We start from the raw sequence: 26,225 nt of genomic DNA on the forward strand, positions 1-26,225 counted from the left end.
TAGCGGGCCGTTTTTTTTTGCCTGGCTTTTGCTTCATGTCACCTTGGACGGCTCTCGCGTGCGCTGTGGCGCCTGGGGTTTGGAATGGGCCCAGTTTTCCGGCAGGTTGATGTAGTCCACCAGTTCCCGCAAACGGCCATGATCCCTGGCGTTGAAGTTGAAGGCCAGTCGCGCCAGATGACTGAACTGCGCTTCATCGTGCTCCTCGCCGTTATAGGCATGCTGATGAAAGTGATCGCTCAGGCACAGGTCGGCGAACGCTTCCTGCATGTCTTCGAGCGCCTGGTCGCTGAGCTTGTGGTTCATGCGGATCACGAACTGATGCTTGAGCCAGCGACTGGAGTGGAAGTTGCCGTAGAACTGATTGATCTGCTCTACCGCTTCTTCGGCGCTGTAGACCAGGCTCACCAGCTTCATGTCGGTCGGCAGGATGTAGCGGTTTTCCTCCAGTTGATGGTGAATGAAGTCCAGCGCGCCCTGCCAGAACTTACCACCCGGCGCGTCCAGCAGCACCACAGGCACCAATGGGCTTTTGCCGGTCTGAATCAACGTCAAGACTTCGAGCGCTTCATCCAGGGTTCCGAAACCGCCTGGACACAGGACCAGCGCATCGGCTTCTTTGACGAAGAACAGCTTGCGGGTAAAGAAGAAGTGGAAGGGCAGCAGGTTGGCGGTGCCCTGCACGGTGGGGTTTGCATGCTGCTCGAAGGGCAGGGTGATATTGAACCCCAGACTGTGTTCCAGGCCGGCACCTTCATGGGCCGCCGCCATGATGCCGCCGCCGGCACCGGTGATGACCATCAGGTCCGAGCGCGCCAGCGCGGCGCCGAGTTCCCGGGCCAGGCCATACAACGGGTGTTCGATCGGTGTGCGCGCCGAGCCAAAAACGGTGACCTTGCGTCGCCCCCTGAACTGCTCGAGCACGCGGAAGGCATGCTCCAGTTCGCGCAGGGCTTGAAGGGTGATCTTGGCATTCCATCGGTTGTGATCTTCCTGGGCCATGCGCAGCACGGTCAGGATCATGTCGCGGTAAATCGGGATGTTGGGGCTGTTGGGTGAAACCAGGTTGAGTTGCTCTTCGACCTTGCTGATGAGGTCGTGGCCGCTTTCTTCGAAATGACGGCTCAGGAGGTCATTCGGTTGGTAAGGCATTCAACTACTCCTTCTGCACAGAACCCTTGGCGCCGACAAAGCAGTCGTCAGCGCCGCGACACCTCATGTGTCGCTGTCTGCCCAAGCCCATGCCTGGGCGCTCCACCCGACTCGGTTCGAGTCGTCCATACAGGCTCTGTTTTTCCCTTGGATGAAAGAAACGTTCGCACAACAAGACACGCGACGGGCAGCCCCTTTCCTGCCCTGAAAAGTGATCGTGAACACTCTGAATCTAGACCCTTGCAGAGATTCTCGCTGACTTGATCATTGCGCCGCAAAGTCTTTCCTGGCAATCGCTTATTGACGATTTGCAAGGTGAATTCACCGTTCGTCTGAACGTAAGCCACGGGCTCACCGCTCTGATTTACTAAGTGACAGGCGTGACACGACAACTTTGCGTCAAAGGCAGGGCGCACGGTTCAAGCGGTTCAAGGATTTTTCGCCCAAACAGGGCGAGGTGCAGGGAGGCTGGAAACGATGGCCAGAGTCATTCTGGAAATCGATACGCAACTGTATCGATTACTGAAGTCATCCGCCGAGACCCATCATTTGAGTCTCGAAGAGGAGTGCTGCCGGCGTCTGGAAGGCGCGGAGCAGCGTTCGCGTTATTTGCAGGCGTTGGTGGCAGAACTGCGTGCCGAGGATGAACAACGGCGCGCCAATTCCGGATGATTACTTTTTCTTGGCCGGTGCAGCTTTGGGGCAATCCGATTCCTGATAGCTGGCGGAACCGACCGAGCGATTGGTCTTCACTTCGGTAAAGTCGTAACGCATGACCGCGCCCTTGGCCATCAGTTTGCGGAACGATGGGTTGTTGCACACAGAGGCACCCAACTGGAAATACACGGCTTTGGGATCGGCACGCATCTTGTTGGCGTGGCTGCTTTGTACGCTCAAGTGGTTGATCAGCGTATTGCCTTCGGCGGTGTAGCCTTGATCAAGAATGTCTTCGTTGATCGCCCGTGGAGTGCCAACACTGCTTTGTGCGGCGACGTTTCGCAGTTCTCGATTGAGATTCTGCTCACTCAAGGACGCAGCCTGAGCGCTGAAAGACGACGCCAGCAAAATGGCAGCGGTGGGAACGATAAGGCGCAGCATGAAACTCTCCTGGTTCAGTGACTGGTGGTTCGACCTGTCACATGACTGTGCGTTCAGTGGCGGCGAATTATAGGGGACGAGGCCTGGACGGTACAGGCTTGCACCGGCTGCTCTGATAAACTGCCGCGTCTTTGTGCCCTGTCGAGTGCTTTTCGTGTCGATTTTCTATCCCCTCCGGTGCTGCCTTCGATGAGCCCTGTCCCCCCACCCTTTGCTGCAAACGCCGTCGCCCGCTTGCGCGACGAGCGAGAAGAGGAGGGCATCAAGCCGACCCAGGCCCGTGGCTGGAGGGCGCCGCGTTGCCGTGCCTGCCGCGTGATCGAGAGCCACTGCCTGTGCGCCTGGCGCCCGCAGGTCGATGCGCGCTCGGGCGTGTGCCTGATCATGACCAATAAAGAAGTGTTCAAACCGAGCAACACCGGCTGGCTGATTGCTGATGTGGTGCGCGACAACCATGCCTTTATCTGGTCCCGCACGGAAACTGATCCGCAGTTGCTGGCGTTGCTGGCCGATCCGCAATGGCAACCGTACCTGGTCTTTCCGGGTGAATACGTCGAGCCCGAGCGAGTGACGAACACCGTCGAGGCCGATAGCACCAAGCGGCCATTGTTCATTCTGCTCGACGCGACCTGGACCGAAGCCCGGAAGATTTTCCGCAAGAGCCCGTATTTTGATCGGCTGCCGATCCTGAGCCTGCTGCCCGAGAAACTGTCGCGGTACCGGTTGCGCAGGTCGACCCGCAGCGAGCACTTGTGCACCGCCGAAGTGGCGGCTTTGTGTCTGGATCTTGCGGGCGATACCGAGGCGGCATCGGCGCTGGACGCTTATTTCGATGTGTTCAGCCAGCATTACCTGGACGCGAAACATCAGCTGGACATGAACGTTGCCACGCCCGCCCACACCGAACTGATGCCTTTCGTGCAGAACAGGGCTCCGGTCATCTGCTGATTGTCGCCCATACTGCAAAGAACTGTACCGGCCAGGCACCTTGACCACCCCGGTTTCGCTGGGCATGCTTGGCGCCGATTGGGGCGCGGCCAAAGTTTGATACGCCGTATTCTTTACGTGATAGCCACGTGATTGGCGTTGAACGTGCCCTGTTGGTGCAGCTCCGTGGCTGTGCCTTAGTTGTTAGAAAAACAGGATCATTAGAAAAATGGCCACATACGAAATCCTGATTGCCGATGACCACCCTCTTTTTCGTAGCGCCCTGCATCAAGCGTTGACCCTCGGTCTGGGGCCGGATGTCCGTCTGGTGGAAGTGGCAAGCATTGCCGAGCTGGAAACCCGACTGGACGAAAAATCTGACTGGGATCTGGTGCTGCTGGACCTCAACATGCCGGGGGCCTACGGTTTTTCCGGGCTGGTGCTGCTCCGTGGTCAGTACCCGCAGATTCCGGTGGTGATGGTGTCGGCCCAGGAAGAAGCCTCGATCATGGTGAAGTCCCGCGAATTCGGCGCCAGCGGTTTCATTCCCAAGTCCAGTGATCTGAGCGTCATCCAGAAAGCCGTGCGTGCGGTGCTCGATGGCGATGTGTTCTGGCCACCCCAGGCGTTCGAGGCCGTGAGCGTTTCCGCTGAAGCCAAGGCGGCCAGTGAAGGCCTTGCCAGCCTCACGCCTCAGCAGTTTCGGGTGTTGACCATGGTCTGCGAAGGGTTGCTGAATAAGCAGATTGCCTACGAGTTGAGCGTCTCCGAAGCGACCATCAAGGCGCATGTCACGGCGATTTTCCGTAAGCTGAATGTGCGCACTCGCACCCAGGCTGCGTTGCTCTTGCAACAACTTGAGTCAATTTCGAGCCACTAAGAGTTGGCCTGTTCACGCTTTTTTGACTTTGGTTGATCTAGCTTTCCCACTCCTTTTTGGTCAGTTGCCTACTCTATGTCTCCATTCAAAGGCCAAACCGGCCTCAAACGTATCCTCAACGCTTCGGGCTACTCGCTGGACGGCCTGCGCGCAGCCTTCACCGGTGAAGCGGCTTTTCGGCAACTGGTGTTGCTCAACGTCATCCTGATCCCGCTTTCGTTCTTTCTGAACGTCAGCCGTGTCGAGCAGGCGTTGCTGATCGCGGTCTGCCTGTTGGCGTTGATCGTCGAGTTGCTGAACTCGGCAGTGGAAGCGGCCATCGACCGCATTTCCCTTGAGCTGCACCCGCTGTCCAAGAACGCCAAGGACATGGGCAGCGCCGCTCAGTTCGTGGCGTTGAGCATGATCGCGCTGGTGTGGGCGGTGATTCTGCTTTAAGCGATGGTGGGCAGCACGATCTCGTCGCTGCGCTGAACCCCGGCGGTGAAGGCGCGGCACAGGTCGAGGAATTCGCGCATCGCCGACGTCTGATATTTCTGTTTGTGCCAGATGAAATAGAACTGCCGCGCCAGGTCCAGATCCGGTGTCTCAACCGGCACCAGACTGCCGCGACGGAACGCATCGCGCAGCGCCAGGCGCGAAATGCAGCCAATCCCCAGGCCTGATTCCACCGCGCGCTTGATCGCTTCGGTGTGTTCCAGTTCCAGACGGATGTTCAGCGCGCTGCGATGGTGACGCATGGCCTGGTCAAAGGTCAGCCGTGTGCCAGAGCCTTGTTCCCGCAGAATCCAGGCCTCGTGGGTCAGTTCTTCCATGGTCGCGCTGCCACGCTTGGCCAGTGGATGCTGCGGTGCGCAGAACACCACCAGCTCATCTTCGACCCAGCTCTGCACTTCGATGTCCGGATGGCTGCAATCGCCTTCGATCAGACCCAGATCAATTTCATAGTGAGCAACTTGCTGCACGATGTTGGCAGTGTTCTGCACGTGCAGCTTTACCTGGCTTTCGGGATGGCGCTGCATGAAGCTGCCGATCAGCAAGGTGGCCAGGTAATTGCCGATGGTCAGGGTCGCGCCGACCGCCAGAGAGCCAAAACCGGATTTGCCGTTGAGCAAGTCTTCGATTTCCTTGGCCTGGTCGAGCAGCGCCACCGCTTGCGGCAATAGCTGTTTGCCGAGGGCGTTGAGGCTCAGCCGTTTGCCGGCGCGGTCGAACAGCTGGCAGCTGGACTGGCGCTCTAGCTCGGTGATCGAGGTGCTCGCCGCCGATTGCGAGAGGTTGAGCGTCAGGGCAGCACGGGATACGCTTTCCTGCTGGGCGACGGCGACGAATACTTGAAGTTGACGGAGAGTAAATCGCATATCTATATAACCGATAACCCTTATCTTAATAATCCATTTAACAGATATTGTCGCTGCCATTAGAATGCGATGCAATTGCGCACATCAGCGGCGCAGGCAAAATCTCCCAGGAGTCCCACGTACATGAGCAACATGAACCACGAGCGTGTCCTCAGTGTTCATCACTGGAACGACACTCTGTTCAGCTTCAAGTGCACCCGCGATCCGGGCCTGCGCTTCGAGAACGGTCAGTTCGTGATGATCGGCCTGCAACAGCCCAACGGCCGGCCGCTCATGCGCGCTTACTCGATCGCCAGCCCGAACTGGGAAGAGCATCTCGAGTTCTTCAGCATCAAGGTGCCTGATGGCCCGCTGACTTCCCAACTTCAGCATCTGAAGGAAGGCGACGAGATCATCATCAGCAAAAAGCCTACCGGTACCCTGGTGCTGGATGACTTGAAGCCTGGCAAACATTTGTACCTGCTCAGCACCGGTACCGGTCTGGCGCCGTTCATGAGCGTCATCCAGGACCCGGAAACCTACGAGCGTTTCGAAAAAGTGATCCTGTGCCACGGCGTACGTTACGTCAACGAAGTCGCTTACCGCGAGTTCATCACCGAGCACCTGCCGCAGAACGAGTTCTTCGGCGAGGCATTGCGTGACAAGTTGATCTACTACCCGACCGTGACCCGCGAGCCATTCGAGAACGAAGGTCGCCTGACCGACCTGATGCGCAGCGGCAAGCTGTTCAGCGACATCGGTCTGCCACCGATCAACCCGCAGGACGACCGCGCCATGCTATGCGGCAGCCCGAGCATGCTCGACGAGACCAGCGAAGTGTTGAACAGCTTCGGCCTGAAAGTTTCGCCGCGGATGCGCGAGCCGGGTGACTACCTGATCGAGCGCGCATTCGTAGAGAAGTAAGCACAACGCACCACCAGAAAGCCCCCATTGCCTGTGCAGGCATGGGGGTTTTTTATGCCTGAGGCAAACCTTGTAGGAGCTGTCGAGTGAAACGAGGCTGCGATCTTTTGATCTTGTTTTTACAAGCAACATCAAAAGATCGCAGCCTCGTTTCACTCGACAGCTCCTACAGGTTGGAGGCGGAAATGACTTCGAGAACGCGGATCACACCAGCCTCAGGGTAATGCCAGCGCACATCCAGGTCCCAGAATTGTGCGCCGTATTCTCGTTCCGGTGTTGGCGTCTGGTACGCCGGCCGTGGATCTTGCGCCAGGCATTGCTCGATCAGCTCGACCAAGGGCTCTTCAAGGCGCTGAGCGTGCTCGTGAGCCTGTCGCAGCGCTGAATCCGTCCACTGCACGGGAATCAACAGTGGCGCGGCGCTGGCAATGCTATTGGAGGCCGTGTCGATGATGTCCGCGTAAGGCACGTAGGGTTTGATGTCGAGAATCGGCGTGCCGTCGAGTAGGTCGATTCCCGAAATCCACAGGCGATTGGCTTCAACCTTGTCCAGCTTCACCACGGATTGACCGATGCCATTGGGCCGATGCGTTGCGCGGGTGGCGAACACACCCATGGATTTGTTGCCGCCCAGGCGAGGAGGGCGGACTTTCAGGCGTGGCTTTTCTTCCAGGGCCTGATGAAACAGGAACAGCAACCAGACGTGGCTCACCTGTTCCAGGCCTTGCACTGCATCGCCCTGATCGAACGGCGCCACCAGTTCCAGCACGCCGCGAGCGGCCGGGGCCAGTTGCGGCTGGCGCGGGATGGCAAACTTCTCCTTGAAGCAGGAGCGCACGAAGCCGATGGGGGAAACGCTGTAGGTCATGGTTTGGGTCGAGGCGGGAATTTGGGCGGGCATGATAACCCGATCGACCGTTGCTTCGGTGGTGCCTGTCAGTCCGCCATCGCGAGCAGGCTCACTCCCACATTTTGGAATGCAATCCCCTGTGGGAGTGAGCCTGCTCGCGATGGCCGCCCCGCCGATCTAGAGACTAAACCCACCATCCAGCGGAATAATATTCCCGGTCATGTAAGCCCCAGCCGTACTCGCCAGACTGATCGCCAGCGCCGCCATCTCTTCCTCGCGCCCCCAGCGTTTCATCGGAATCAACGCCGTATCCTCGGCCAGCGCCTGCTCATCATTGCCGATGTGCTGCGTCATCTTGCTCGGGAAACGCCCCGGAGCAATCACGTTGACGTTGATGTGCTGGCTCACCAGCTCCCGCGCGAGAATCCGCGACAGTTGATGCAGGGCGGCCTTGCTCGGCCCGTAGGCATAAGCCTGTTCGCCAAAGGAAGAAATCCCCGCCACCGAACCGATGTTGATGATTCGCGCCGGATTGGCTTCTGAACCGGCCTTGCGCAGCAGTGGCAAAAACTGCTGGATGCAGTTGAATACCGAGGTCACGTTGAGCTGCATGACCTTCTCCCATCCCTTGACCGGATAGCTTTCCAGCGGAGCGCCCCACGTGGTGCCGGCGTTGTTAACCAGAATGTCCAGATGAGTGATTTGCTCACCCAGCCGCAGGGCCAGATGCTGCACGCCTTCTTCGGTGGCCAGATTGGCCGCCACACCGTGGCAAGTCCCGAAGGCGCTCAATTCATCAGCCGTTTGCTTGCACGCTTCGGCATCCCGCGCGCAGACGTAAACGGTAGCGCCGGCCTCGACATACGCCTTGGCGATCATTTTGCCGATACCACGGGTGCCGCCGGTCACCAGAGCGGTGCGGCCTTGCAGGGAAAAGTACGGGTGCATGGCGAATCCTGAGAGCTGAGGGTCAATACACCCTAGTCGTCAGCCGCCAGAAGCGGAGCCACTATTTTTGCGAGGAATGAAGGGCCATTCGGCCCAGCTGCAAGCTACAAGCTACAAGCTACAAGCTACAAGCTACAAGCTACAAGCTACAAGCTACAAGCTACAAGCTAGAGGTAATCCCCTTGTGGCTTGCAGCTTGCAGCTTCTTTTACGCTCTCACTCGAAGAGTGAGCCCCTTGAGGAAGTTGCGCAGCAACTGGTCGCCACAGGTGCGGTAGTTGGTGTGGCCGAACTTGCGGAACAGCGCGCTCAGCTCAGGCTTGGACACCGGGAATTCGGACGCCTTGAGGATCGCGTGCATGTCGTCTTCTTTCAGCTCGAAGGCCACGCGCAGTTTCTTCAGGATGATGTTGTTGGTCACCGGCACTTCGATTGGCTGCGGAGGACGGCTTTCGTCCTTGCCGCGCTTGAAGATCACCAGGCCGTCGAGGAAATGCGCCATGACTTCGTCCGGGCAGCGTACGAAGCCTTCCTCGTCTTCCTCTTTCTTGTCGAGGTAGGTCAGCAGATCTTCCAGGGACACGTCCATGCCGCCGAGCTTGATGATCTCGATGACTTTCTTGTCGCTGATGTCGAGCATGTAGCGCACGCTGCGCAGTACGTCGTTATGAATCATGGTGTGCAATCCTGATATTCAGCAGTGGGCGCCGCATAAAGCGGTGCCGAAATGTGTGGCGGCGTGAGAAGTCTTAGAACTTCTCTTTGCCGGACAGGTAACGCCATTGCCCCAACGGCACTTTGCCGATGGACACGCCGCCGATGCGGATGCGGCGGATGGCGACGACCTTCAGGCCTACGGCCTGGCAAAACAGGGCGATCACGCCCGGTTGCGGGTTCTTCATCGCAAAACGCAGGCGGTTTTCGTTCTGCCAGCTGGCCTTGACCGGCGGCAGTTCCTTACCTTTGTAGGTCAGGCCGTGGTTCAGGCGGTTGAGGCCGTGAGCCACCATGTCGCCTTCTACCTCGACCACATATTCTTGTTCGATCTTGGCGGAATCGGCAGTGAGCTTGCGCAGGATCTTCCAGTCCTGGGTGAACACCAGCAGACCGCTGGCATTGGCCTGCAAGTCGGTGCTGGCGGTCAGGCGCAGGAAGTGGCCCTTGAGCGGACGTTTGCTGAAGCGGTGTTCTTCGCTCAGGGTCTCGGCGCTGATGGTCGCCATCGCCGTTTCCGCGTCCATGCCCACGGGCACGTTCAGCAGGATGGTCACCGGCTCCGGTGCAGTGGCCTTGGCCTCGGGATCGAGCTCGACTTTCTGGGTGTCGACCTTGAATTGCGGCTCGTCGATGACCTCGCCGTCCACGGTGACCCAGCCGCCCTCGATGAACAGCTCAGCCTCCCGACGGGAACAGCCGACGAGTTCGATGAGGCGTTTGGAGAGACGAATCGGGTCAGTCATGACAGGGCCGTAACAAAAAAGGGGTGGGCATTGTACCTGCGTGGCGCCGGTTAATCCCGGCTCCATTTGCGCAGGAAGCTTTTTTGTAGGCGCCGGCTTGCTGCGGGCGGCGTTCCGACGATGGCATCACCGCGGTGCATCTGACAGACCGATGAGATGCCATCGTCGGAACGCCGCCCGCAGCAAGCCGGCTCCTACAGGTCAGCCATTGCGTGTCTTTTGTTGCGTTTGGCGCAAACGCATGTGCAACAGCGGATAAGGCTGGCCCATGCCATCGACTTCCGAGCGGCCGATCACCTCGAAACCCTGCTTGAAGTAGAACCCCAGCGCCTGCGGGTTCTGCTCGTTGACGTCCAGTTCGTCAGCGTTCAGGTGTTCCATGGCATAGCGCAGCAACTTCTTGCCCAGGCCCTGGCCGCGGTGGGCCGGGTCGATGAAGAGCATTTCGATCTTGCCCGCCGCCACCCCGGCAAACCCGGTGATGCGCTGGCGCGAGTCCCTGGTGCAGATCAGCATCACCGCGTCGAGGTAGCGGGTCAGCACCAGGTTCTTCAGCAATTCAATGTAGCTGTCCGGCAGAAAGTCGTGGGTGGCGCGCACCGAAGCTTCCCAGACTTGCGTGAGTTCTACGTAGTCGCTCTGTTTCGGCGTGTGGATAACCGAATGTTGGCGCATGGCCGGATGCCCCTTTTCTTGTGAGTGTCGAGAATCCTTTCCTCACGAAACGATAGACGTAAAAAAGCCCCGCATCACGTCAAGTGAGCGGGGCTTTTCGTATTTTTTGCGTTTAGATCTGTTCAGCCCACAGGTCGTATTCGTCGGCGTCGGTCACTTTGCACCAGACCTTGTCGCCCGGCTTCAGGTTGCTGCCGTTGTCGATGAACACGTTGCCGTCGATTTCCGGGGCATCGAAGAAGCAGCGGCCAACGGCGCCTTGCTCGTCGACTTCATCGACCAGCACTTCGATTTCACGGCCGACGCGCATTTGCAGGCGCGCCGAGCTGATGGCCTGCTGGTGCGCCATGAAGCGATCCCAACGGTCTTGCTTGACGTCGTCCGGAACGACTTCCAGGTCCATATCATTGGCCGGAGCGCCATCCACCGGCGAGTACTGGAAGCAGCCGACGCGGTCGAGCTGGGCTTCGGTCAGCCAGTTCAGCAGGTACTGGAAGTCTTCTTCGGTTTCGCCCGGGAAGCCGACGATGAAGGTCGAGCGGATGATCAGGTCCGGGCAGATCTCGCGCCAGTTCTTGATCCGCGCCAGGGTCTTGTCTTCGAAGGCCGGGCGTTTCATCGACTTCAGGACTTTCGGGCTGGCGTGCTGGAACGGAATGTCCAGGTACGGCAGGATTTTCCCGGCGGCCATCAGCGGGATCAGCTCGTCGACGTGCGGATACGGGTAAACGTAATGCAGACGCACCCAGACGCCGAGGGTGCTCAGGGCTTCGCAGAGTTCGGTCATGCGGGTTTTCACCGGCGCGCCGTTCCAGAACCCGGTGCGGTACTTCACGTCGACGCCGTAGGCGCTGGTGTCTTGCGAGATCACCAACAGCTCTTTGACGCCGGCCTTGACCAGGCGCTGGGCTTCGTCGAGCACGTCACCGACCGGACGGCTAACCAGTTTGCCGCGCATCGACGGGATGATGCAGAAGCTGCAGCTGTGGTTGCAGCCTTCGGAAATCTTCAGGTACGCGTAGTGGCGCGGGGTCAACTTGATGCCTTGCGGCGGCACCAGGTCGATCAGCGGGTTGTGATCCTGACGCGGCGGCACGGCGTCGTGCACGGCGTTGACCACTTGCTCGTACTGCTGCGGACCGGTCACGGCCAGCACGCTCGGATGAATCTTGCGAATGTTGCCTTCTTCGACGCCCATGCAGCCGGTCACGATGACCTTGCCGTTTTCCTTGATGGCTTCGCCGATCACTTCCAACGATTCTGCCTTGGCCGAGTCGATGAAACCGCAGGTGTTGACCACCACGACGTCGGCGTCCTGGTAGGTGGACACAACGTCATAACCTTCCATGCGCAGCTGGGTAAGGATGCGCTCGGAGTCGACCAGTGCTTTGGGGCAACCCAGGGATACGAAGCCAACCTTTGGATTGGCCGGCGCAGGAGTGGTGGACATGTCTAACCTCGGTATTTGAGACGCCTCCAGCCGAAGACGGCAAGGCGACTGACGGGCGCTATGTTGCGCCTCTGGTCAAAAAGTGCGCAATTCTAGCGATGAGAGGCGCAGTTGACCAGCTTTATGCAGGGAAATACGACGAGTGCTGCGCTATGCTTCGCGCCGTTACGCTTTACCGATTCTTTACAGTCAACGAAACGTCTGTAACGTCATGTAAAACAGCGCATGCTGCGTGGCAAAGCATAGTGCTTCTTTCAAAGAAGCCCGGTCTGGGTAGTAGGAGTGGTGGATGGGTCAGGCAAGTAGTCAGGCGGCGGGTGCCGAGCATTCGGCCGCGAAGCCGATCGGCATGCTGGTCGCGGCGGTCGGGGTGGTTTATGGCGATATCGGCACGAGCCCGCTGTACACCCTTAAAGAAGTGTTTTCCGGTCACTATGGTGTACCGGTCGACCATGACGGCGTGTTCGGGATTCTGGCGCTGATTTTCTGGTCGCTGATATGGGTTGTCTCAATCAAATATGTGCTGTTCGTGCTGCGTGCCGACAACCAGGGCGAAGGCGGGATCATGGCCTTGACCGCCCTGGCTCGGCGGGCTGCGGCCGGGCATCCAAAGCTGCGCATTTTTCTGGTGGTCTGCGGGCTGATCGGTGCGGCGCTATTTTACGGCGACAGCATGATCACGCCGGCGATTTCCGTACTCTCGGCAATTGAAGGCCTGGGGCTGGCATTCGATGGCATCGACCATTGGGTGGTGCCGTTGTCGCTGGTCGTGCTGGTGGCGCTGTTCCTGATCCAGAGCCACGGTACCGCGCGCATCGGCATCCTGTTCGGGCCGATCATGGTCACCTGGTTCCTGGTGTTGGGTGCACTGGGTGTCTACGGCATCCTGCAGCATCCGGAAGTGTTGCAAGCGATGAACCCGGTCTGGGGCGTGCGCTTCTTCATCGTGCACCCGGGCATGGGCGTAGCCATCCTCGGCGCGGTGGTGCTGGCACTGACCGGCGCCGAAGCGTTGTACGCCGACATGGGCCACTTCGGTCGCAAGCCGATTGCCCGCGCCTGGTTCATCCTCGTGCTGCCGGCGCTGGTGCTGAACTACTTCGGTCAGGGCGCCTTGCTGCTCGGTAATCCGGAAGCCGCTCGCAACCCGTTCTACCTGTTGGCGCCGAGCTGGGCGTTGATCCCGTTGGTCGGTTTGTCTACCCTGGCCACGGTGATTGCCTCGCAAGCGGTGATTTCCGGCGCGTTCTCCCTGACCCGTCAGGCGATCCAGCTCGGTTACATTCCGCGCATGCACATCCAGCACACCTCCAGTGCCGAACAAGGCCAGATCTACATTGGCGCGGTGAACTGGGCGCTGATGGTCGGCGTGATCCTGTTGGTGATCGGCTTCGAATCCTCCGGCGCCCTGGCCTCGGCTTACGGGGTGGCGGTGACCGGGACCATGTTGATGACCACCATCCTGGTCTCGGCGGTGATATTGCTGCTGTGGAAATGGCCTCCGATCTTCGCGGTGCCGCTGTTGCTCGGTTTCCTGTTGGTGGACGGTCTGTACTTCGCCGCCAACGTGCCGAAAATCTTTCAGGGTGGTGCGTTCCCGGTGATCGCCGGTATCGCGCTGTTTGTATTGATGACCACCTGGAAGCGCGGCAAACAGCTGCTGGTGGAACGCATGGACGAGGGCGGGCTGCCGCTGCCGATATTCATCAGCAGTATCGCCGTGCAACCGCCGCATCGGGTCCAGGGCACCGCGGTGTTCCTCACCGCGCGTCCGGACGCCGTGCCCCACGCGTTGTTGCACAACCTGCTGCATAACCAGGTATTGCACGAACAGGTTGTGCTGCTGACCGTGGTCTACGAAGACATCCCGCGCGTACCGCCCACACGGCGTTTCGAGGTTGAATCCCACGGCGAAGGGTTCTTCCGGGTCATCCTGCACTTTGGTTTCATCGACGAGCCGGACGTGCCGCAAGCGCTGAAGCTGTGTCACCTCGATGACCTCGACTTCAGCCCGATGCGCACCACCTACTTCCTCAGCCGCGAGACGGTGATCGCCTCCAAACTCGAAGGCATGGCCCGCTGGCGTGAAGCGCTGTTCGCCTTCATGTTGAAGAATGCCAATGGCAATTTGCGGTTCTTTAATTTGCCGCTGAACCGGGTGATTGAGTTGGGTACGCAGGTCGAGATGTAGCCTGATTAAAAAAGCCCCCGTTGCCAGTGCGGCAGCGGGGGCTTTTTTGTGGCCGATGATTTCGAATCCACTGACCATCCCCTGTGGGAGTGAGCCTGCTCGCGATGGCGTCGTGTCAGTTGATACCTGCATCGGCTGATACACCGCCATCGCGAGCAGGCTCGCTCCTACAGGGGCTTTGCGGTGTTATTAGTTTTCGGGCAGGTCTTCTTCGGATTCAGTCTTCGTCCGTGCAGGTCGCGGCGTCAGCACCTTCACCACATCATCAATCACCGCCTTACCCATCGCCGTCAGATAGTGAGCGGCCCAGGCATGACGGTCGGTGTCTTTTGCGTAGGCGGCATCCTCGGCGAATGATTTGCCGAGGAACAGCAGATCGGAGGCTTGTGACAAGGCATCAACGATGGGAACGCCGGCGCGGACGTTGAACAACGCCTGATCCGGGCAGTAGATGAGTGGGGTGAAGCCTATGGTTTTTAAATCTGAAATCGCGGTTGAATCAATTTTAGTCATGGTCATTCTCCAGAATTAGAGGAGCGCCACGTTCGTTTCCAAGCGAATGGGTGGCGGCTGTACGCAGGTTGGAAAACCGGGGACCACAAAACCGGCACGCCCGAAGGCGTCCCACGCACAGCCGCCATAACACTAGGTTCGCAGTCGTAAAAACGTCTGGAATCGTGGTGAAGGTGCCATTGCGCTGTGATCCGACGGGTTTCCAAGCCCGATCGCTGAATGGTCAGCGACGTCCGGAGAGTATCCCGTCGAAGAAAAGCGCAACAAGGCGGCAAAGTGCCCAAACGCAAGATTCGGAGTTTGCCTACAAGGTAAGCGGGCGTCATCCGATATTGCGACACCTTAAGTAAACGAAACTAAACGTGGAGAGAGCGTTTATACGTCGATCGGCTCATGTTTTTGTCGGCACGAAAAACGCGGGTTGACGAATTCGCGTTTTTTGCAGCTTGCTGTATGTCGAATCAAACGCAATACTCTGCGTAGAACTGTGTGTTCAAATTTGCATGATTGTGTAGAGAGGTGAGTATGACGGCATTACTGGAACGTGCTGACCAAGCGATTTCGGTGACTGCGATGGTCAGGGGGTTTAGTGCGAGGCTAAAGGAGATTTCCAGCCGAGCCACCGAACGGCTGGTCATTTTCAAAGATAACCAACCCGCAGCGGTCATTATCAATGTCGATGCGTATCAGGAAATGCTCGACGAGCTTGAGGACCTTCGGGTTGAAGCGGCGGCTCGAGAGCGACTGATCGGTTTTGATCAGGCCAAGGCTGTCAGCCACGACGATATGCGGGCGCGGTACGCCAAGAAAGACTAAAGGAGCTGTGGATGGTTTGGGGCGTTATCTATCATCCGGAGGTTCAGAAGGATCTGGATCTGCTGGGAGCTGTGGTGGCGAATCGCATTCTTGAGGTTATCGAAGAGCGGATTATCAATGGTGAGCCGGACAAGAGCGGCAAGCCCCTAAGAGCCAGTCTTGCGGGCTGCAGACGGATCCGGACAGGCGACACGCGGATTGTATATCGAGTCGACGGCAAGGCCATTCAGGTATTGATCGTTGCAGTCGGGGCCCGACGTGATGAAGAGGTTTATGACGCCGCAGAGCGTCGCCTATAAGTAGGAAACCCCCGTTGCCGTGAAGGTGACGGGGGCTTTTTTGTGCCCGGTGATTTTGAAGCCACTGACCATCCCTGTGGGAGTGAGCCTGCTCGCGATAGCGGGCTGACATTCACCATCGGTGTATCTGGCAGACCGCTATCGCGAGCAGGCTCACTCCTACAAGGGATCTGATCTACCCAAGAGATTTGTGGTGTCTGTAGAAATGAAAAAAGCCCCCGCAGCCTCATGGCTGCGGGGGCTTTTTTGGGACGGGCCTCAGATCACTCCTGAGCCGTCTCACCCTTGGCCTGGCGCTTCTCGATGATGTCCACCAAGCGCTTTGCCAGCGCCGGGTAGTTCTCGTCGAAGTGGTGGCCGCCAGGCAGTTTCATCGCTTCGCCCACGGCGCTCTTGTCGGTGCAGCCGCTTTCGTCGACTTCTTCTTCGCCGTAGATGCACACCACTTTCTCCGGCGGCAGCTTGGCCATTTCCGGGCCGGTGGCGGCTTCTTTGCCGGCGTTGCCGAGCCAGCCTTCGACTTCGATTTCGAAGCTGCCGGTGCGGGCGAAGGCCAGCAGGATGATTGCGTCGACGCGTTGCTGTTCCGCAGGCTCCAGGCGGTTGTAGATCGCCGGCAGGACGTCGGCGCCGAACGAGTAGCCGGTCAGGATGAAGCGCTTGGTGCCCCATTTCTGCCGGTAGTGTTGCATCAGCTCAGCGAGGTCCAGAGCGCTTTGCTCTGGGCTCTTGTGCTGCCAGTAGTAGCGCAGGGTGTCGATGCCGACCACCGGGTAGCCGATCTTGGCCATCTCGCCCGCGACGTCGCGGTCGAGGTCGCGCCAGCCGCCGTCACCCGACAGGAACAGGGTGACGGTGTCCTTGGCTTGACCGGCCGGGACTTCGACCACGGGGATTTGCAGGCCACCGGCGGCTTTGTCGCCGCCGACGAGGAGCTTGCGCAGTTCGTTGTTCAGCACTTGCGGCAGGTTGATGTCGTAGTCGCTGATGCTGGTTTCGGCGTTGGGTTGATCACGCACGAAGCCGGCGCTGGTGTCGTCCGGGTTGTCGTTCCAGGCCACCAGCCAGTGACCGTGAGCGGCGCTTTTTGGCAGTAGGTGGGTGCAACCGGGTTTTTCCAGGGCCAGGTCGACGGAGACGGCCTGCGCCTTGTCGTCCTTCTGCTCGGACAACCAGCGCCACGCCAGCACGGCGCCAGGGCCGATGCCGCTGACCAGGGTCGCCGGGCCGTTGAGTTCCCTCAGGCCCGATTGCAGGGCGCGACTTTGCAGCAGGCAGTCTTTAGGCAGGATCACCTGAACAATCTGCGCCGAGCCGGTGCGGCTCAGGGTCATCAATTGTTTGTCGCTGAGTTTCTGGTCTTCGTTGACCGCCACCAGCACTTGGGCGCGTGGCGTGTTGCCGGGGATGACGCGGGTCATCGCCGTGCCATCGGCCGGTGTCAGCTGTTCGAGGGTCGGTTGGGGTGCCGGGCGTTTCAGGTACCAGTAACCGCCACCGACAATCAGGGCCAGCACGACCAGCGTGCCCAGTACGTACCGCAAGGAGCGTTGAATCATCAGCGTTTCACCAATCCGGTCAAGCCGCCCGCAATCAGGGCAGCAGTATCGGCCAGGGCTACCAGCGGATCGAGTCCGGCGGGCACGGCCATATAACGGGGTTCCCAGTCAGGCTGGAATTTGTCTTTGAAGCGGCGCAAGCCTTGGAAGTTGTAGAGCTGCTCACCACGGCGGAAAACCATCGAGCCCAGACGCTGGGTCAGCGGTGCGCCACGCCGGGGTTGCAACCCCGACAGCGGCACCATGCCCAGGCTGAAGCGCGCGTATCCATGATTCTTATAATGTTGAATCAGGCCGACCATCATGAACTCCATGGTCAGCTTGGGGGCGTCCGGGTGCGCGCGCATCAGGTCGAGGCTGGCCAGGTCATGGCCGTAAGTCTCGAGCAGGTTGGCGAACGCCACCGGGCGCCCTTCGAAACGAATCACCGCCACGCGAAAATGCTTGAGGTAGTCGTCGCTGAAGCGGCCGAGCGAGAAGCCTTTCTCGCGCACGTTCTTGCCGGTCAGCCAGGCGTCCGAAATAGCCTTGAGCTCATCCATCGGCGCATGGCCCGGCTCAAAGATTTCCAGCGACAGGCCATCGCGGGTGCCGCGGTTCCAGGTGTAGCGCAGGTCTTTCATCTCTTTGCCCTTGGCTTCGAGATCAAAGCGTTGCAGATCGACCCGGGCTTCTTCGCCGAGCTTGATCGCGGTCAGGCCGATATCCATGTAGTACGGCAGGTTTTCGGCGCGGACTTGATAGAACACGGGGCGAGCGTGGTGGATGTCGCAGAGGTCGCGGAACTGCCAGATCATTTCCGCCCGTTGCTGGGTCGGACCGATCGGGTCGTACAAGGCCACCAGGCTGCGGCCACGGCGGGCGTACATCAGGAACGCCTCGTCGTTGGGGTGAAACAGCAGCGCCTTGTCACCGGTCAGGGCCAGGCCACCGTCCGGTTGCGAGGAGGCCATGAGAATCTTTATCGCGCGATCCAGTTCGTCAGGCGTCGGCAGGTGAATCACCGGACGCGCGGTGCGCAGCAACCAAGTCAGGGACACCACCACCAGCAGCACGGCGGCGCCGAGCAGCGAGCGCAAGCCACGCGGGGCATCGGCGTCGAGGGTGAACTGCCACCAGAGTTGATGGCTGTACGGAACGTCTTGATAGGCGAACAGCAGCAACCAGATCGACGCGCCGAGCACGCACAGGCTGGACACCAGATACAGCGGCGAGAACGGCAGTTCGGTCAGACGGCTCGGGCGATAGAACGAGCGCCGGAAAACTCCCAACAGGCTCGCCGTCAGGGTCATCAGGCAGGCTTCTTCCCAGTCAAAGCCCTTGAGCAGGGAGAGCAGGGCGCCGACCAGCAATAGAATGGTGGTCAGCATCCACGCGGCGGACAGCCGACGACGCAGACCTTGAGCCAGCAGCAGGCACAGCACACCGATCAGGCTGGCACCGAAGTGCGAAGCGTCGACCAGTCGATGCGGGATCAGAAAACCGATGTGTTCCAGGCGGGTGTCGATTTCCGGCGTCACGCCGGAGAACAGCAGCACCACGCCGGACAGGAACACCAGCACCGCCAGAATCGGCGCCGCCAGACCGGAAGCGGCCCGCAGGGACTGGCGCGACTGAAACAGACGCTGGCCTTCGTTGATCAACAGGAACACACACGCCACCAGCAATGGCAGCACCACATAAATCAGGCGATAGAGCAGCAGCGCAGCGGCCAGTGGCGCGGCGCCGAGTGTGTCGGCGAAGGCGGCCAGCAAGATGGCTTCAAACACGCCGACACCGCCGGGCACATGGCTGAGCACGCCAGCGGCCAGGGCCAGCAGGTACACCAGCAGGAACGCACCGAAGGGCGGCGCTTCCGGCAGCAACAAATAGAGCACGGTCGCGGCGGCGGCCACGTCCAGGGCGGTGATGATCAGTTGCAGGAAGGTCAGGCGCCGGCCGGGGAGGCGCAAGGTGCGGCGTCCGACCTTGACCAGCAAGTTGTCCTTGGAAGGTTGTTCCGGAAGACGACGGCGGTAGATGCCGATGGCCAATACGCTGAAGAGCAGCAAAACGGCCGCTGCAACTGCGCCCAGCAAACTTTCGGACAGGCCCAAGGCAGCTGAGGCAGCAGGCAGGTTGCTGAGGGTTGCCAGGGCCGCGAGTGGCGGCAGGGCGCAGCCGAGCGAGAGGCTGGCGAACAATGTCATGTGAGCGACTTCCGAAGCCCCCAAGCCATGACGTGCATATAAACGGTAGCGGACCGAGCCCCCGGAGAGCATCGAAAGCCCGATGGCGTTGCCAATGGCAAATGCAGTGAAACCGCCCAGAGCGAGGATTCGCGGCGCGAGTGTCACGCCCGCGTAGCGACTGGCCGACCATTCGTACCCCAGCAGAATGATGAAGCCGACCACGGTCGCACCCAATGCCCCCAACAATGCCGGTTTCGGTACTTCCAGGATCGAGTCATGCAAAGCGTACAGATCGAGTTCGCTCAGCAGATGACGACAGGCAATCAGCGCGATAGCGAACAACAGCAGAGTGACCGCCAGGCCGATGGGCTGACGGTACTTGCTGACCAGATCCAGCCAGCGCAGACGCTCGACCTTGATCGGTTGTGTCGCTGTGACGGTGTCTTGTGGATCAGACGAGTTGGCGCGCATCAATCACCTCTTGGATTGTGCGCGACAGGATGGGGGTATCCAGCCAAGTTACCAATCCCTGTAGAAAAAAATAATCACAAATATTAACGCCTCTCACCGGTTATCGGCGATGGCATGCCATTGGTCGTAGAGGGTTCTGTCTGCGATTCAACATAGTCTGAACTCACAGCCTTGGAGATCCCGAACGCTTCTCTACACAGTGACAGGTCATTGTTGCGAAAGGACTTTTTCAACAGATACAAAAAAGGCCACTCTTTCGAGTAGCCTTTTTTGATGTTTGGTTGCGGGAGCCGGATTTGAACCGACGACCTTCGGGTTATGAGCCCGACGAGCTACCAGACTGCTCCATCCCGCGTCTGTGTGGCGGCATTCTATAGAGATACGCCGGTGTGTCAACCGTTAATCTGGAACCGGGTCAAATAAGCGTAAATAAGCGGCGAACGGTCGCAGGGCAGACTTAAGTTTCGGAATCAGAACGATTTCTCCCTCTGGTAAGTATAGAGGAGCACAAAACAGTCACGCACAAAAAAGGCCACTCTTTCGAGTAGCCTTTTTTGATGTTTGGTTGCGGGAGCCGGATTTGAACCGACGACCTTCGGGTTATGAGCCCGACGAGCTACCAGACTGCTCCATCCCGCGTCTGTGTGTCGGCATTCTACAGAGGATTGCCGGGCTGTCAACCTTCAATCCGGATAAAATCTCTTCTGGTTCAATCGCTTAGCTATAAGGTGGGGCAGGTGATCGTCTGCGAGGCAGGTGTGGCAAGGCTTGCAGCTCTATCAGGTGGTGCTTTTCGATTGAGAAAATATATTCTCCGGTTACTTTTCCTACGACCGTGGAAGAAGATTCAGACTACTGGTGCTATATACAGGTGTCAGTGAGATACTGCCGATCCGGCGCGCCATGACTCCATTTCTTCACCATGAACACCGCTTTTATATGACCCAGCGAAAAATCATCCACGTCGATTGTGACTGCTTCTACGCTGCCATCGAGATGCGTGACGACCCACGCCTGGCGGGTAAGCCTCTGGCGGTGGGTGGTTCGGCGGATCGGCGCGGGGTGATCGCCACCTGCAACTATGAGGCGCGTGCCTATGGCGTGCGCTCGGCGATGTCTTCCGGGCATGCCCTGAAACTGTGCCCGGACCTGACCATCGTCAAGCCGCGCATGGACGCCTATAGAGAAGCGTCGAAGGAAATTCACACGATCTTTCGCGATTACACCGACCTGATCGAGCCGCTTTCCCTCGACGAGGCTTACCTCGACGTGTCCGACTGTGAGCATTTCGGTGGCAGCGCCACACGTATCGCCCAGGACATTCGCCGCCGAGTCTCCAATCAGTTGCACATTACGGTCTCGGCGGGCGTCGCGCCGAACAAGTTTCTGGCCAAGATCGCCAGTGACTGGAAGAAGCCCAACGGTTTGTTTGTGATCACGCCGGATCAAGTAGAAGACTTTGTCAGCGGTTTGCCCGTGAGCAAGCTGCACGGCGTTGGCAAAGTGACTGCCGACAAACTGGGCAAACTCGGCATTGTCGATTGCTCGCATCTGCGCGAGTGGGACAAGTTGGCGCTGGTGCGTGAATTTGGCAGTTTCGGCGAGCGACTCTGGAGCCTGGCCCGTGGGATTGATGAGCGTTTGGTGCACAACGACAGCCGTCGGCAGTCGATCAGTGTCGAAAACACCTACGACGTAGACCTGCCGGATCTGGTGAGCTGCCTGGATAAATTACCCGAGCTGCTGGAAACCCTGTCGGGCCGCATGGCGCGGATCGACAGCAGCTATCGGCCGGGTAAGCCGTTCGTCAAAGTGAAATTCCATGACTTTACCCAGACGACACTGGAACAGGCCGGGGCAGGGCGGGATCTTCAGAGTTATAAGCTGTTGCTGACCCAGGCGTTCAATCGCGGCGGGAAACCGGTGCGGTTGTTGGGGGTCGGCGTGCGACTGGAGGATTTGCGCGGTGGGTTTGAGCAGATGGAGTTGTTTGAGCGGTAGATTTGCGGTGAATGTGGTGGCCTCTTCACGGGCAAGCCTCGCTCCTACAGGTAACGTATATTCCTTGTAGGAGCGAGGCTTGCCGCCGAAGCTTTTGCCTTTAGTTCGGTCCCGGATCCGCCACCAGTCGCCCTGCATCCTTGGTCAGCGACTTCAGGAATTCAGTCTGCAACTCTGGATCATTGCGGGTCAGTTCGATCAGGCTTTGTTCCAGCTCGCTGGCTTCTTCTTCCAGGCCCAGTTCCGACAAACGCTTGACCCGGTGGACCCACTGGCTCACTTCGTCGTCTTCGAGGTCGTCATAAATCAGGCCATGCGCTTCGAGCAACTTGCCGCGCAAGCCACTGCTGACCGCCAGGGACGAGTCGGTGTGCACATCGTCCTGACCGTCTTCGACACTGATCAACAGTCGGCTCAGATGATTGATGTCATGTTCGGCGAACGGGCTGTCCAGCAGGTTAATGCGTAAAACACCGTTTTTGTCGGTGCTCAGCTCGAACGTTTCCTTGCCGGCTTTCACCACAACCGGACGCTCGCTCCAGGGCAGGCTCGAGTATTCGGTGCGTTTGTCGAGCTGCACTTCGTCGATGCCGGCCAGGTTTTGCTGCGCGCGACCGTTGGACTGCACGTTCATGAACGGGTTGAGCCCGGCAAAACCGTAGCTCAGCCAATCCTTGGTGACGCTGTCCGGCAGGTTGCCGAGGGCAAACACGTTGACCACATTGGCGCCGACACCGCCCACCACCGCCACCGCGCCCAACGGGATCTCGTAGACCTCCCGCCAGGGTTGGTAAGGCGTGTAGCGGTCGTAGTGACGCGTGACTTCGAATTCGGTGACTTCGAACGTCTTCTGCTCGTGGATTTTCACCCGCCGTTGCGGCAGCTCAAGCACCTTGGGCTCACCGACATCGATCTGCAGGCTGTGATCGAGCAGTTTGCGCTCGACACGTTCCTCGTGCTCGCTGCGTTGGGACATGTGATTGGCACAGCCGCTGACCAGCAGGGTGCCGCACAGGGCGGCACCACCGAGGCCTAAGGTGTTTCGCTTGAACATGACTTCTCTATCTGGTGTCAGCGGCGGATACGGGCCTGGAGGAAAGACAGCACGTCGGCAACCGGCAGCGCTTGCGCTTCAGGTTCGGTACGGCTCTTGTATTCCAGATTGCCTTCGGCGAGGCCGCGGTCACTGACCACGATCCGGTGAGGAATGCCGATCAGCTCCATGTCCGCGAACTTGATGCCCGGGCTGGTTTTCTTGTCGCGGTCGTCCAGCAGTACTTCGAAGCCGGCTGCAGTCAGTTCTGCATACAGCTTGTCGGTGGCTTCGCGAACCTGTTCGGTTTCGTAGCGCAGTGGCACCAGGGCGATCTGGAATGGAGCCAGTGTGTCGCTCCAGATGATTCCCTTTTCGTCGTTGCCCTGTTCGATGGCCGCAGCTACCACGCGGGAAACGCCGATGCCGTAGCAACCCATTTCCAGGGTGACCGGCTTGCCGTTCTCGCCCAGCACTTCGCACTTCATCGCCTTGCTGTACTTGTTGCCCAGCTGGAAGATGTGCCCGACTTCGATGCCGCGCTTGATTTCCAGGGTGCCCTTGCCATCCGGGCTTGGGTCGCCGGCGACCACGTTACGCAGGTCGGCAACGGTCGGAACCGGCAGATCACGCTCCCAGTTCACGCCGAAGTAGTGCTTGTCGTCGATGTTGGCACCAATGCCGAAGTCGCTCATCCGTTCGACGGAACGGTCGATGATGATTGGCAGCGGCAGGTTCAGCGGGCCGAGGGAGCCGGCACCGGCGCCAATGGCGTCACGCAATTCGCTTTCGGAAGCCATGACCAGCGGGCTGGCAACGCCTGGCTGGTTGGCGGCCTTGATTTCGTTCAGCTCGTGGTCGCCACGGATGATCAGGGCAATCAGCTTGCCTGGCTCTTCGGCGTGAACCACGAGGGTCTTGATGGTCTTTTCGATCGATAGGTTGAAGCCTTCGACCAGTTGCGCGATGGTCTTGGCGTTCGGTGTGTCGACCAGGCGCAGTTCTTCAGCCGGTGCGGCGCGGGAAGTTTCGCGTGGCACGGCTTCGGCTTTCTCGATGTTCGCGGCGTAGTCGGAACCGTTGCTGAAGACGATGTCGTCTTCGCCGGATTCGGCCAGTACGTGGAACTCGTGGGAACCGGCGCCGCCGATGGAGCCGTTGTCGGCTTCTACAGGACGGAATTTCAGGCCCAGACGAGTGAACACGTTGCAGTAGGCCTGGTGCATGCGGTCGTAGGTGACCTGCAGCGAAGGCTGATCAGCGTGGAAGGAGTAGGCGTCCTTCATGATGAATTCGCGGCCGCGCATCAAACCGAAGCGTGGACGGATTTCGTCACGGAATTTGGTCTGGATCTGATACAGGTTGATCGGCAGCTGTTTGTAGCTGCTCAACTCGTTGCGCATCAGGTCGGTGATCACTTCTTCGTGAGTCGGGCCGGCGCAGAAGTCGCGACCGTGGCGATCCTTGAAGCGCAGCAATTCAGGGCCGTACTCTTCCCAGCGACCGGATTCCTGCCACAGCTCAGCCGGTTGGGTGCTCGGCATCAACACTTCGAGAGAGCCCGCGGCGTTCATTTCTTCACGAACGACGGCTTCGACCTTGCGCATCACTCGCAAGCCCATCGGCAGCCAGGTGTAGAGGCCCGAGGCGAGTTTGCGGATCATGCCGGCGCGCAGCATCAGCTGGTGGCTGATGACGACCGCGTCGGAAGGCGTTTCTTTCTGTGTGGCGAGCAAAAATTGACTGGTGCGCATGGTTGGCCGTTGTCGGTTGCTGATGACGAGAAATGACGGAGCATTGTACGGGCGAGATCCGCTGGCGTACAGGCGTGCGGTCGGCGGTGTGGCAGGAGGGCGGGAATCGCCGCGCCCTCTGCGAAATGTCCTACGATTCTTCCGCGACCTGGGTCGGCACCGGTTCGGGTGTCGGCGTCGGACCTGCACGGCGGCTCTCCTGGAACCAGTGCAAGGCGATCAACAGCAGGGTCGGTACGCCCAAAAGCGCGGTGATCAGGAAGAAGTTGTGGTAACCGAATTTCTCCACCATGACCCCTGAATAGCCGCCGATCAGGCGTGGCAGCAGGAGCATGATCGAGCTGAGCAGGGCGTACTGGGTGGCCGAGAATTTGAGGTTGGTCAGGCTCGACAGGTACGCGACGAATGCCGACGTCGCCAGGCCCGAGCTGAAGTTATCCAGGGAAATGGTCAGGATCAGCATGTTCAGGTTGGCGCCCATGTCGGCGAGCATCAGGAACAGCAGGTTGGTGCCGGCCGACGCAATGCCGCCGATCAGCAGAATCGGCAGGATGCCGAAACGCACGATCAGCAGGCCGCCCATGCCGGCACCGACCAGAGTCATGATCAGGCCGAAGATTTTGCTGACACTGGCGATCTGATCCTTGGTAAAGCCTTGGTCGATGTAGAACACGTTGGCCATCACGCCCATAACCGTATCGGACATGCGGTAGGTGGCAATCAGCCCGAGCAACAGGAACGCCTGCCAGCGGTAACGCAGAATGAAGTCGTTGATCGGTGTCAGAACCGGCGCCAGACCACGGCGGCCGATGGCCGAAAGGCACATAAACGTGAGCGTGGTGTAGAGGATGGCCCGCAGGAAGGCGCGGTCTTCGAGCAGCAGGTCGAGCGGGCTCACGCCTTCGAACAGCACGCCGGCGAAATCGGTGTTGTAGAGCTGGGTGAACATGGCCGGCACGGACACCAGCAGCACGATCAGCACGAACACCGACATCAGTTGATGCATAAAGCTGTAGCGCCCGGCCTGAAGTTGAGTGCGCAGGGGGACGGGCGGTTCGCGCATGAACAGTGTGGTCAGCAGCGCCGGGACCATCAGGGCGCCAAACAGTATGTAGGTGCCGGCCCAGGCCGAATGCTTGTAGTTGAAACCGGTGGAGCCGAAGCCTTCAGCGAAGAACAGCGCGCCGGCCGTCGCCAGCAGGGCGGCGATCCGATAGCCGGACATATAGCTGGCAGCGAGCGCAGCCTGGCGAGTGTCATCGGCGATTTCCAGGCGATAGGCGTCAACCGCGATGTCTTGCGTCGCCGAGGCGAAGGCGACGACCACAGCGATGGCGATCAGCCAGGACAAATGCTTTTGCGGGTCGCAGAAACCCATGCCGATCAGGCCGAGGATCACTAGCACCTGGGACAGCACCAGCCAGGAGCGTCGTCGGCCGAGCTTGCCGAGAAATGGCAGGCGCCATTGGTCGAGCAGCGGGGACCAGACCCATTTAAAGGCATAGGCCAAACCGATCAGGCTTGCATAGCCGATGGTTTCGCGGGCCACACCGGCCTCACGCAGCCAGACGGAAAGCGTCGAAAACACCAGCATGTAGGGCAGGCCGGCGGCGAAACCAAGCAACAACAACACAAGCGTCGAGGGGCTGGCATAGGCGGCGAGCGCGGCGCGCCAGGTTTTACGGGGCATGGGCTGGAGTCTGCCTCAAGAAT

24 protein-coding genes and 2 tRNA genes are annotated in these 26,225 nt (G+C 59.4%); 9 read left to right on the plus strand and 17 right to left on the minus strand.

All coding sequences use genetic code 11. The annotated features are described in order from the left end of the window. Window positions 1–33: 33 nt before the first annotated feature. Window positions 34–1,152, minus strand: coding sequence for an LOG family protein (locus ACYZTY_RS04545; RefSeq protein ID WP_461957477.1), 1,119 nt, complete (start codon window positions 1,150–1,152; stop codon window positions 34–36). Window positions 1,153–1,629: 477 nt separating this feature from the next. On the opposite strand from ACYZTY_RS04545, the gene ACYZTY_RS04550 reads away from it, so the two are divergent. Beyond that, on the plus strand, window positions 1,630–1,824 hold the full coding sequence (locus ACYZTY_RS04550; protein WP_461957478.1) for a hypothetical protein: 195 nt from the start codon (window positions 1,630–1,632) through the stop codon (window positions 1,822–1,824). Here ACYZTY_RS04550 and ACYZTY_RS04555 read toward each other — a convergent pair whose 3' ends face one another. Further along, a complete protein-coding gene (locus tag ACYZTY_RS04555; protein WP_131059206.1) occupies window positions 1,825–2,250 on the minus strand; it encodes a PA3611 family quorum-sensing-regulated virulence factor in 426 nt (141 codons plus the stop codon). It abuts the gene before it with no gap. 189 nt (window positions 2,251–2,439) lie between these two features. On the opposite strand from ACYZTY_RS04555, the gene ACYZTY_RS04560 reads away from it, so the two are divergent. From ACYZTY_RS04560 to ACYZTY_RS04570, 3 genes are all read left to right on the plus strand, one after another. Then, complete coding sequence (locus ACYZTY_RS04560; RefSeq protein WP_461957479.1) at window positions 2,440–3,198, plus strand: tRNA-uridine aminocarboxypropyltransferase; 759 nt, start codon at window positions 2,440–2,442, stop codon at window positions 3,196–3,198. A gap of 208 nt (window positions 3,199–3,406) precedes the next feature. Next, window positions 3,407–4,057: a response regulator transcription factor ErdR gene (gene erdR / locus ACYZTY_RS04565; protein ID WP_010462704.1), complete on the plus strand. Its 651-nt coding sequence runs from the start codon at window positions 3,407–3,409 to the stop codon at window positions 4,055–4,057. 75 nt (window positions 4,058–4,132) lie between these two features. Beyond that, a complete protein-coding gene (locus ACYZTY_RS04570) occupies window positions 4,133–4,495 on the plus strand; it encodes a diacylglycerol kinase (protein WP_008010143.1) in 363 nt (120 codons plus the stop codon). On the opposite strand, the gene ACYZTY_RS04575 is transcribed toward ACYZTY_RS04570, so the two are convergent. Continuing rightward, window positions 4,492–5,418, minus strand: coding sequence for a LysR family transcriptional regulator (locus tag ACYZTY_RS04575; RefSeq protein ID WP_461957480.1), 927 nt, complete (start codon window positions 5,416–5,418; stop codon window positions 4,492–4,494). The genes ACYZTY_RS04570 and ACYZTY_RS04575 overlap by 4 nt on opposite strands. Before the next feature lie 123 nt (window positions 5,419–5,541). Between ACYZTY_RS04575 and fpr the strand changes: the two genes are divergently transcribed. Next, the gene (gene fpr / locus ACYZTY_RS04580; protein ID WP_003443014.1) at window positions 5,542–6,321 is read left to right on the plus strand and encodes a ferredoxin-NADP reductase; all 780 of its coding nucleotides are present in this window, start codon (window positions 5,542–5,544) and stop codon (window positions 6,319–6,321) included. Window positions 6,322–6,487: 166 nt separating this feature from the next. Here fpr and tsaA read toward each other — a convergent pair whose 3' ends face one another. From tsaA to rimO, 6 genes are all read right to left on the minus strand, one after another. Continuing rightward, complete coding sequence (tsaA, locus tag ACYZTY_RS04585) at window positions 6,488–7,189, minus strand: tRNA (N6-threonylcarbamoyladenosine(37)-N6)-methyltransferase TrmO (RefSeq protein WP_461959251.1); 702 nt, start codon at window positions 7,187–7,189, stop codon at window positions 6,488–6,490. Between the two features lie 159 nt (window positions 7,190–7,348). After that, on the minus strand, window positions 7,349–8,119 hold the full coding sequence (locus tag ACYZTY_RS04590) for an SDR family oxidoreductase (RefSeq protein WP_461957481.1): 771 nt from the start codon (window positions 8,117–8,119) through the stop codon (window positions 7,349–7,351). A 208-nt stretch (window positions 8,120–8,327) separates the two neighbouring features. Beyond that, window positions 8,328–8,795, minus strand: coding sequence for a YehS family protein (locus ACYZTY_RS04595; RefSeq protein WP_461957482.1), 468 nt, complete (start codon window positions 8,793–8,795; stop codon window positions 8,328–8,330). Between the two features lie 73 nt (window positions 8,796–8,868). Further along, window positions 8,869–9,579, minus strand: a complete 711-nt coding sequence (locus tag ACYZTY_RS04600) for an rRNA pseudouridine synthase (protein ID WP_010462687.1) — start codon at window positions 9,577–9,579, stop codon at window positions 8,869–8,871. A gap of 201 nt (window positions 9,580–9,780) precedes the next feature. Further along, window positions 9,781–10,254 (minus strand): GNAT family N-acetyltransferase, encoded by a 474-nt coding sequence (locus tag ACYZTY_RS04605; RefSeq protein ID WP_461957483.1) that lies wholly within the window; start codon window positions 10,252–10,254, stop codon window positions 9,781–9,783. 112 nt (window positions 10,255–10,366) lie between these two features. Continuing rightward, window positions 10,367–11,704, minus strand: a complete 1,338-nt coding sequence (gene rimO / locus ACYZTY_RS04610; RefSeq protein WP_131059214.1) for a 30S ribosomal protein S12 methylthiotransferase RimO — start codon at window positions 11,702–11,704, stop codon at window positions 10,367–10,369. 289 nt (window positions 11,705–11,993) lie between these two features. Here rimO and ACYZTY_RS04615 point away from each other — a divergent pair, with 289 nt between their 5' ends. After that, window positions 11,994–13,895 carry a potassium transporter Kup gene (locus ACYZTY_RS04615; RefSeq protein WP_461957484.1) on the plus strand — a complete coding sequence of 634 codons (1,902 nt, stop codon included), beginning with the start codon at window positions 11,994–11,996 and terminating at the stop codon, window positions 13,893–13,895. A gap of 189 nt (window positions 13,896–14,084) precedes the next feature. On the opposite strand, the gene ACYZTY_RS04620 is transcribed toward ACYZTY_RS04615, so the two are convergent. After that, window positions 14,085–14,408 carry a DUF3077 domain-containing protein gene (locus tag ACYZTY_RS04620; protein WP_461957485.1) on the minus strand — a complete coding sequence of 108 codons (324 nt, stop codon included), beginning with the start codon at window positions 14,406–14,408 and terminating at the stop codon, window positions 14,085–14,087. A 525-nt stretch (window positions 14,409–14,933) separates the two neighbouring features. On the opposite strand from ACYZTY_RS04620, the gene ACYZTY_RS04625 reads away from it, so the two are divergent. Next, window positions 14,934–15,224, plus strand: a complete 291-nt coding sequence (locus tag ACYZTY_RS04625) for a Phd-YefM (RefSeq protein ID WP_027925020.1) — start codon at window positions 14,934–14,936, stop codon at window positions 15,222–15,224. A gap of 11 nt (window positions 15,225–15,235) precedes the next feature. Continuing rightward, window positions 15,236–15,523 (plus strand): type II toxin-antitoxin system RelE family toxin, encoded by a 288-nt coding sequence (locus tag ACYZTY_RS04630; protein ID WP_461957486.1) that lies wholly within the window; start codon window positions 15,236–15,238, stop codon window positions 15,521–15,523. Between the two features lie 263 nt (window positions 15,524–15,786). Here ACYZTY_RS04630 and ACYZTY_RS04635 read toward each other — a convergent pair whose 3' ends face one another. From ACYZTY_RS04635 to ACYZTY_RS04650, 4 genes are all read right to left on the minus strand, one after another. Then, the gene (locus tag ACYZTY_RS04635) at window positions 15,787–17,082 is read right to left on the minus strand and encodes a virulence factor family protein (RefSeq protein ID WP_461957487.1); all 1,296 of its coding nucleotides are present in this window, start codon (window positions 17,080–17,082) and stop codon (window positions 15,787–15,789) included. Beyond that, window positions 17,082–19,724, minus strand: coding sequence for a bifunctional lysylphosphatidylglycerol flippase/synthetase MprF (gene mprF, locus ACYZTY_RS04640; protein ID WP_461957488.1), 2,643 nt, complete (start codon window positions 19,722–19,724; stop codon window positions 17,082–17,084). The genes ACYZTY_RS04635 and mprF overlap by 1 nt, the downstream gene beginning before the upstream one ends. A 278-nt stretch (window positions 19,725–20,002) precedes the next feature. Next, window positions 20,003–20,079, minus strand: a tRNA-Met gene (locus ACYZTY_RS04645). Window positions 20,080–20,286: 207 nt separating this feature from the next. Further along, window positions 20,287–20,363, minus strand: a tRNA-Met gene (locus ACYZTY_RS04650). 300 nt (window positions 20,364–20,663) lie between these two features. Between ACYZTY_RS04650 and dinB the strand changes: the two genes are divergently transcribed. Next, on the plus strand, window positions 20,664–21,725 hold the full coding sequence (gene dinB / locus ACYZTY_RS04655; RefSeq protein WP_461959252.1) for a DNA polymerase IV: 1,062 nt from the start codon (window positions 20,664–20,666) through the stop codon (window positions 21,723–21,725). A 100-nt stretch (window positions 21,726–21,825) separates the two neighbouring features. On the opposite strand, the gene ACYZTY_RS04660 is transcribed toward dinB, so the two are convergent. The 3 genes from ACYZTY_RS04660 to ACYZTY_RS04670 form a co-directional block, all read right to left on the minus strand. After that, window positions 21,826–22,779 carry a hypothetical protein gene (locus tag ACYZTY_RS04660; protein ID WP_461957489.1) on the minus strand — a complete coding sequence of 318 codons (954 nt, stop codon included), beginning with the start codon at window positions 22,777–22,779 and terminating at the stop codon, window positions 21,826–21,828. 17 nt (window positions 22,780–22,796) lie between these two features. Next, on the minus strand, window positions 22,797–24,512 hold the full coding sequence (locus ACYZTY_RS04665) for a proline--tRNA ligase (protein WP_461957490.1): 1,716 nt from the start codon (window positions 24,510–24,512) through the stop codon (window positions 22,797–22,799). Window positions 24,513–24,642: 130 nt separating this feature from the next. Then, window positions 24,643–26,202, minus strand: coding sequence for an AmpG family muropeptide MFS transporter (locus ACYZTY_RS04670; RefSeq protein WP_461957491.1), 1,560 nt, complete (start codon window positions 26,200–26,202; stop codon window positions 24,643–24,645). Window positions 26,203–26,225 lie beyond the last annotated feature (23 nt).

The organism is Pseudomonas sp. LB1P83, assembly GCF_054897885.1.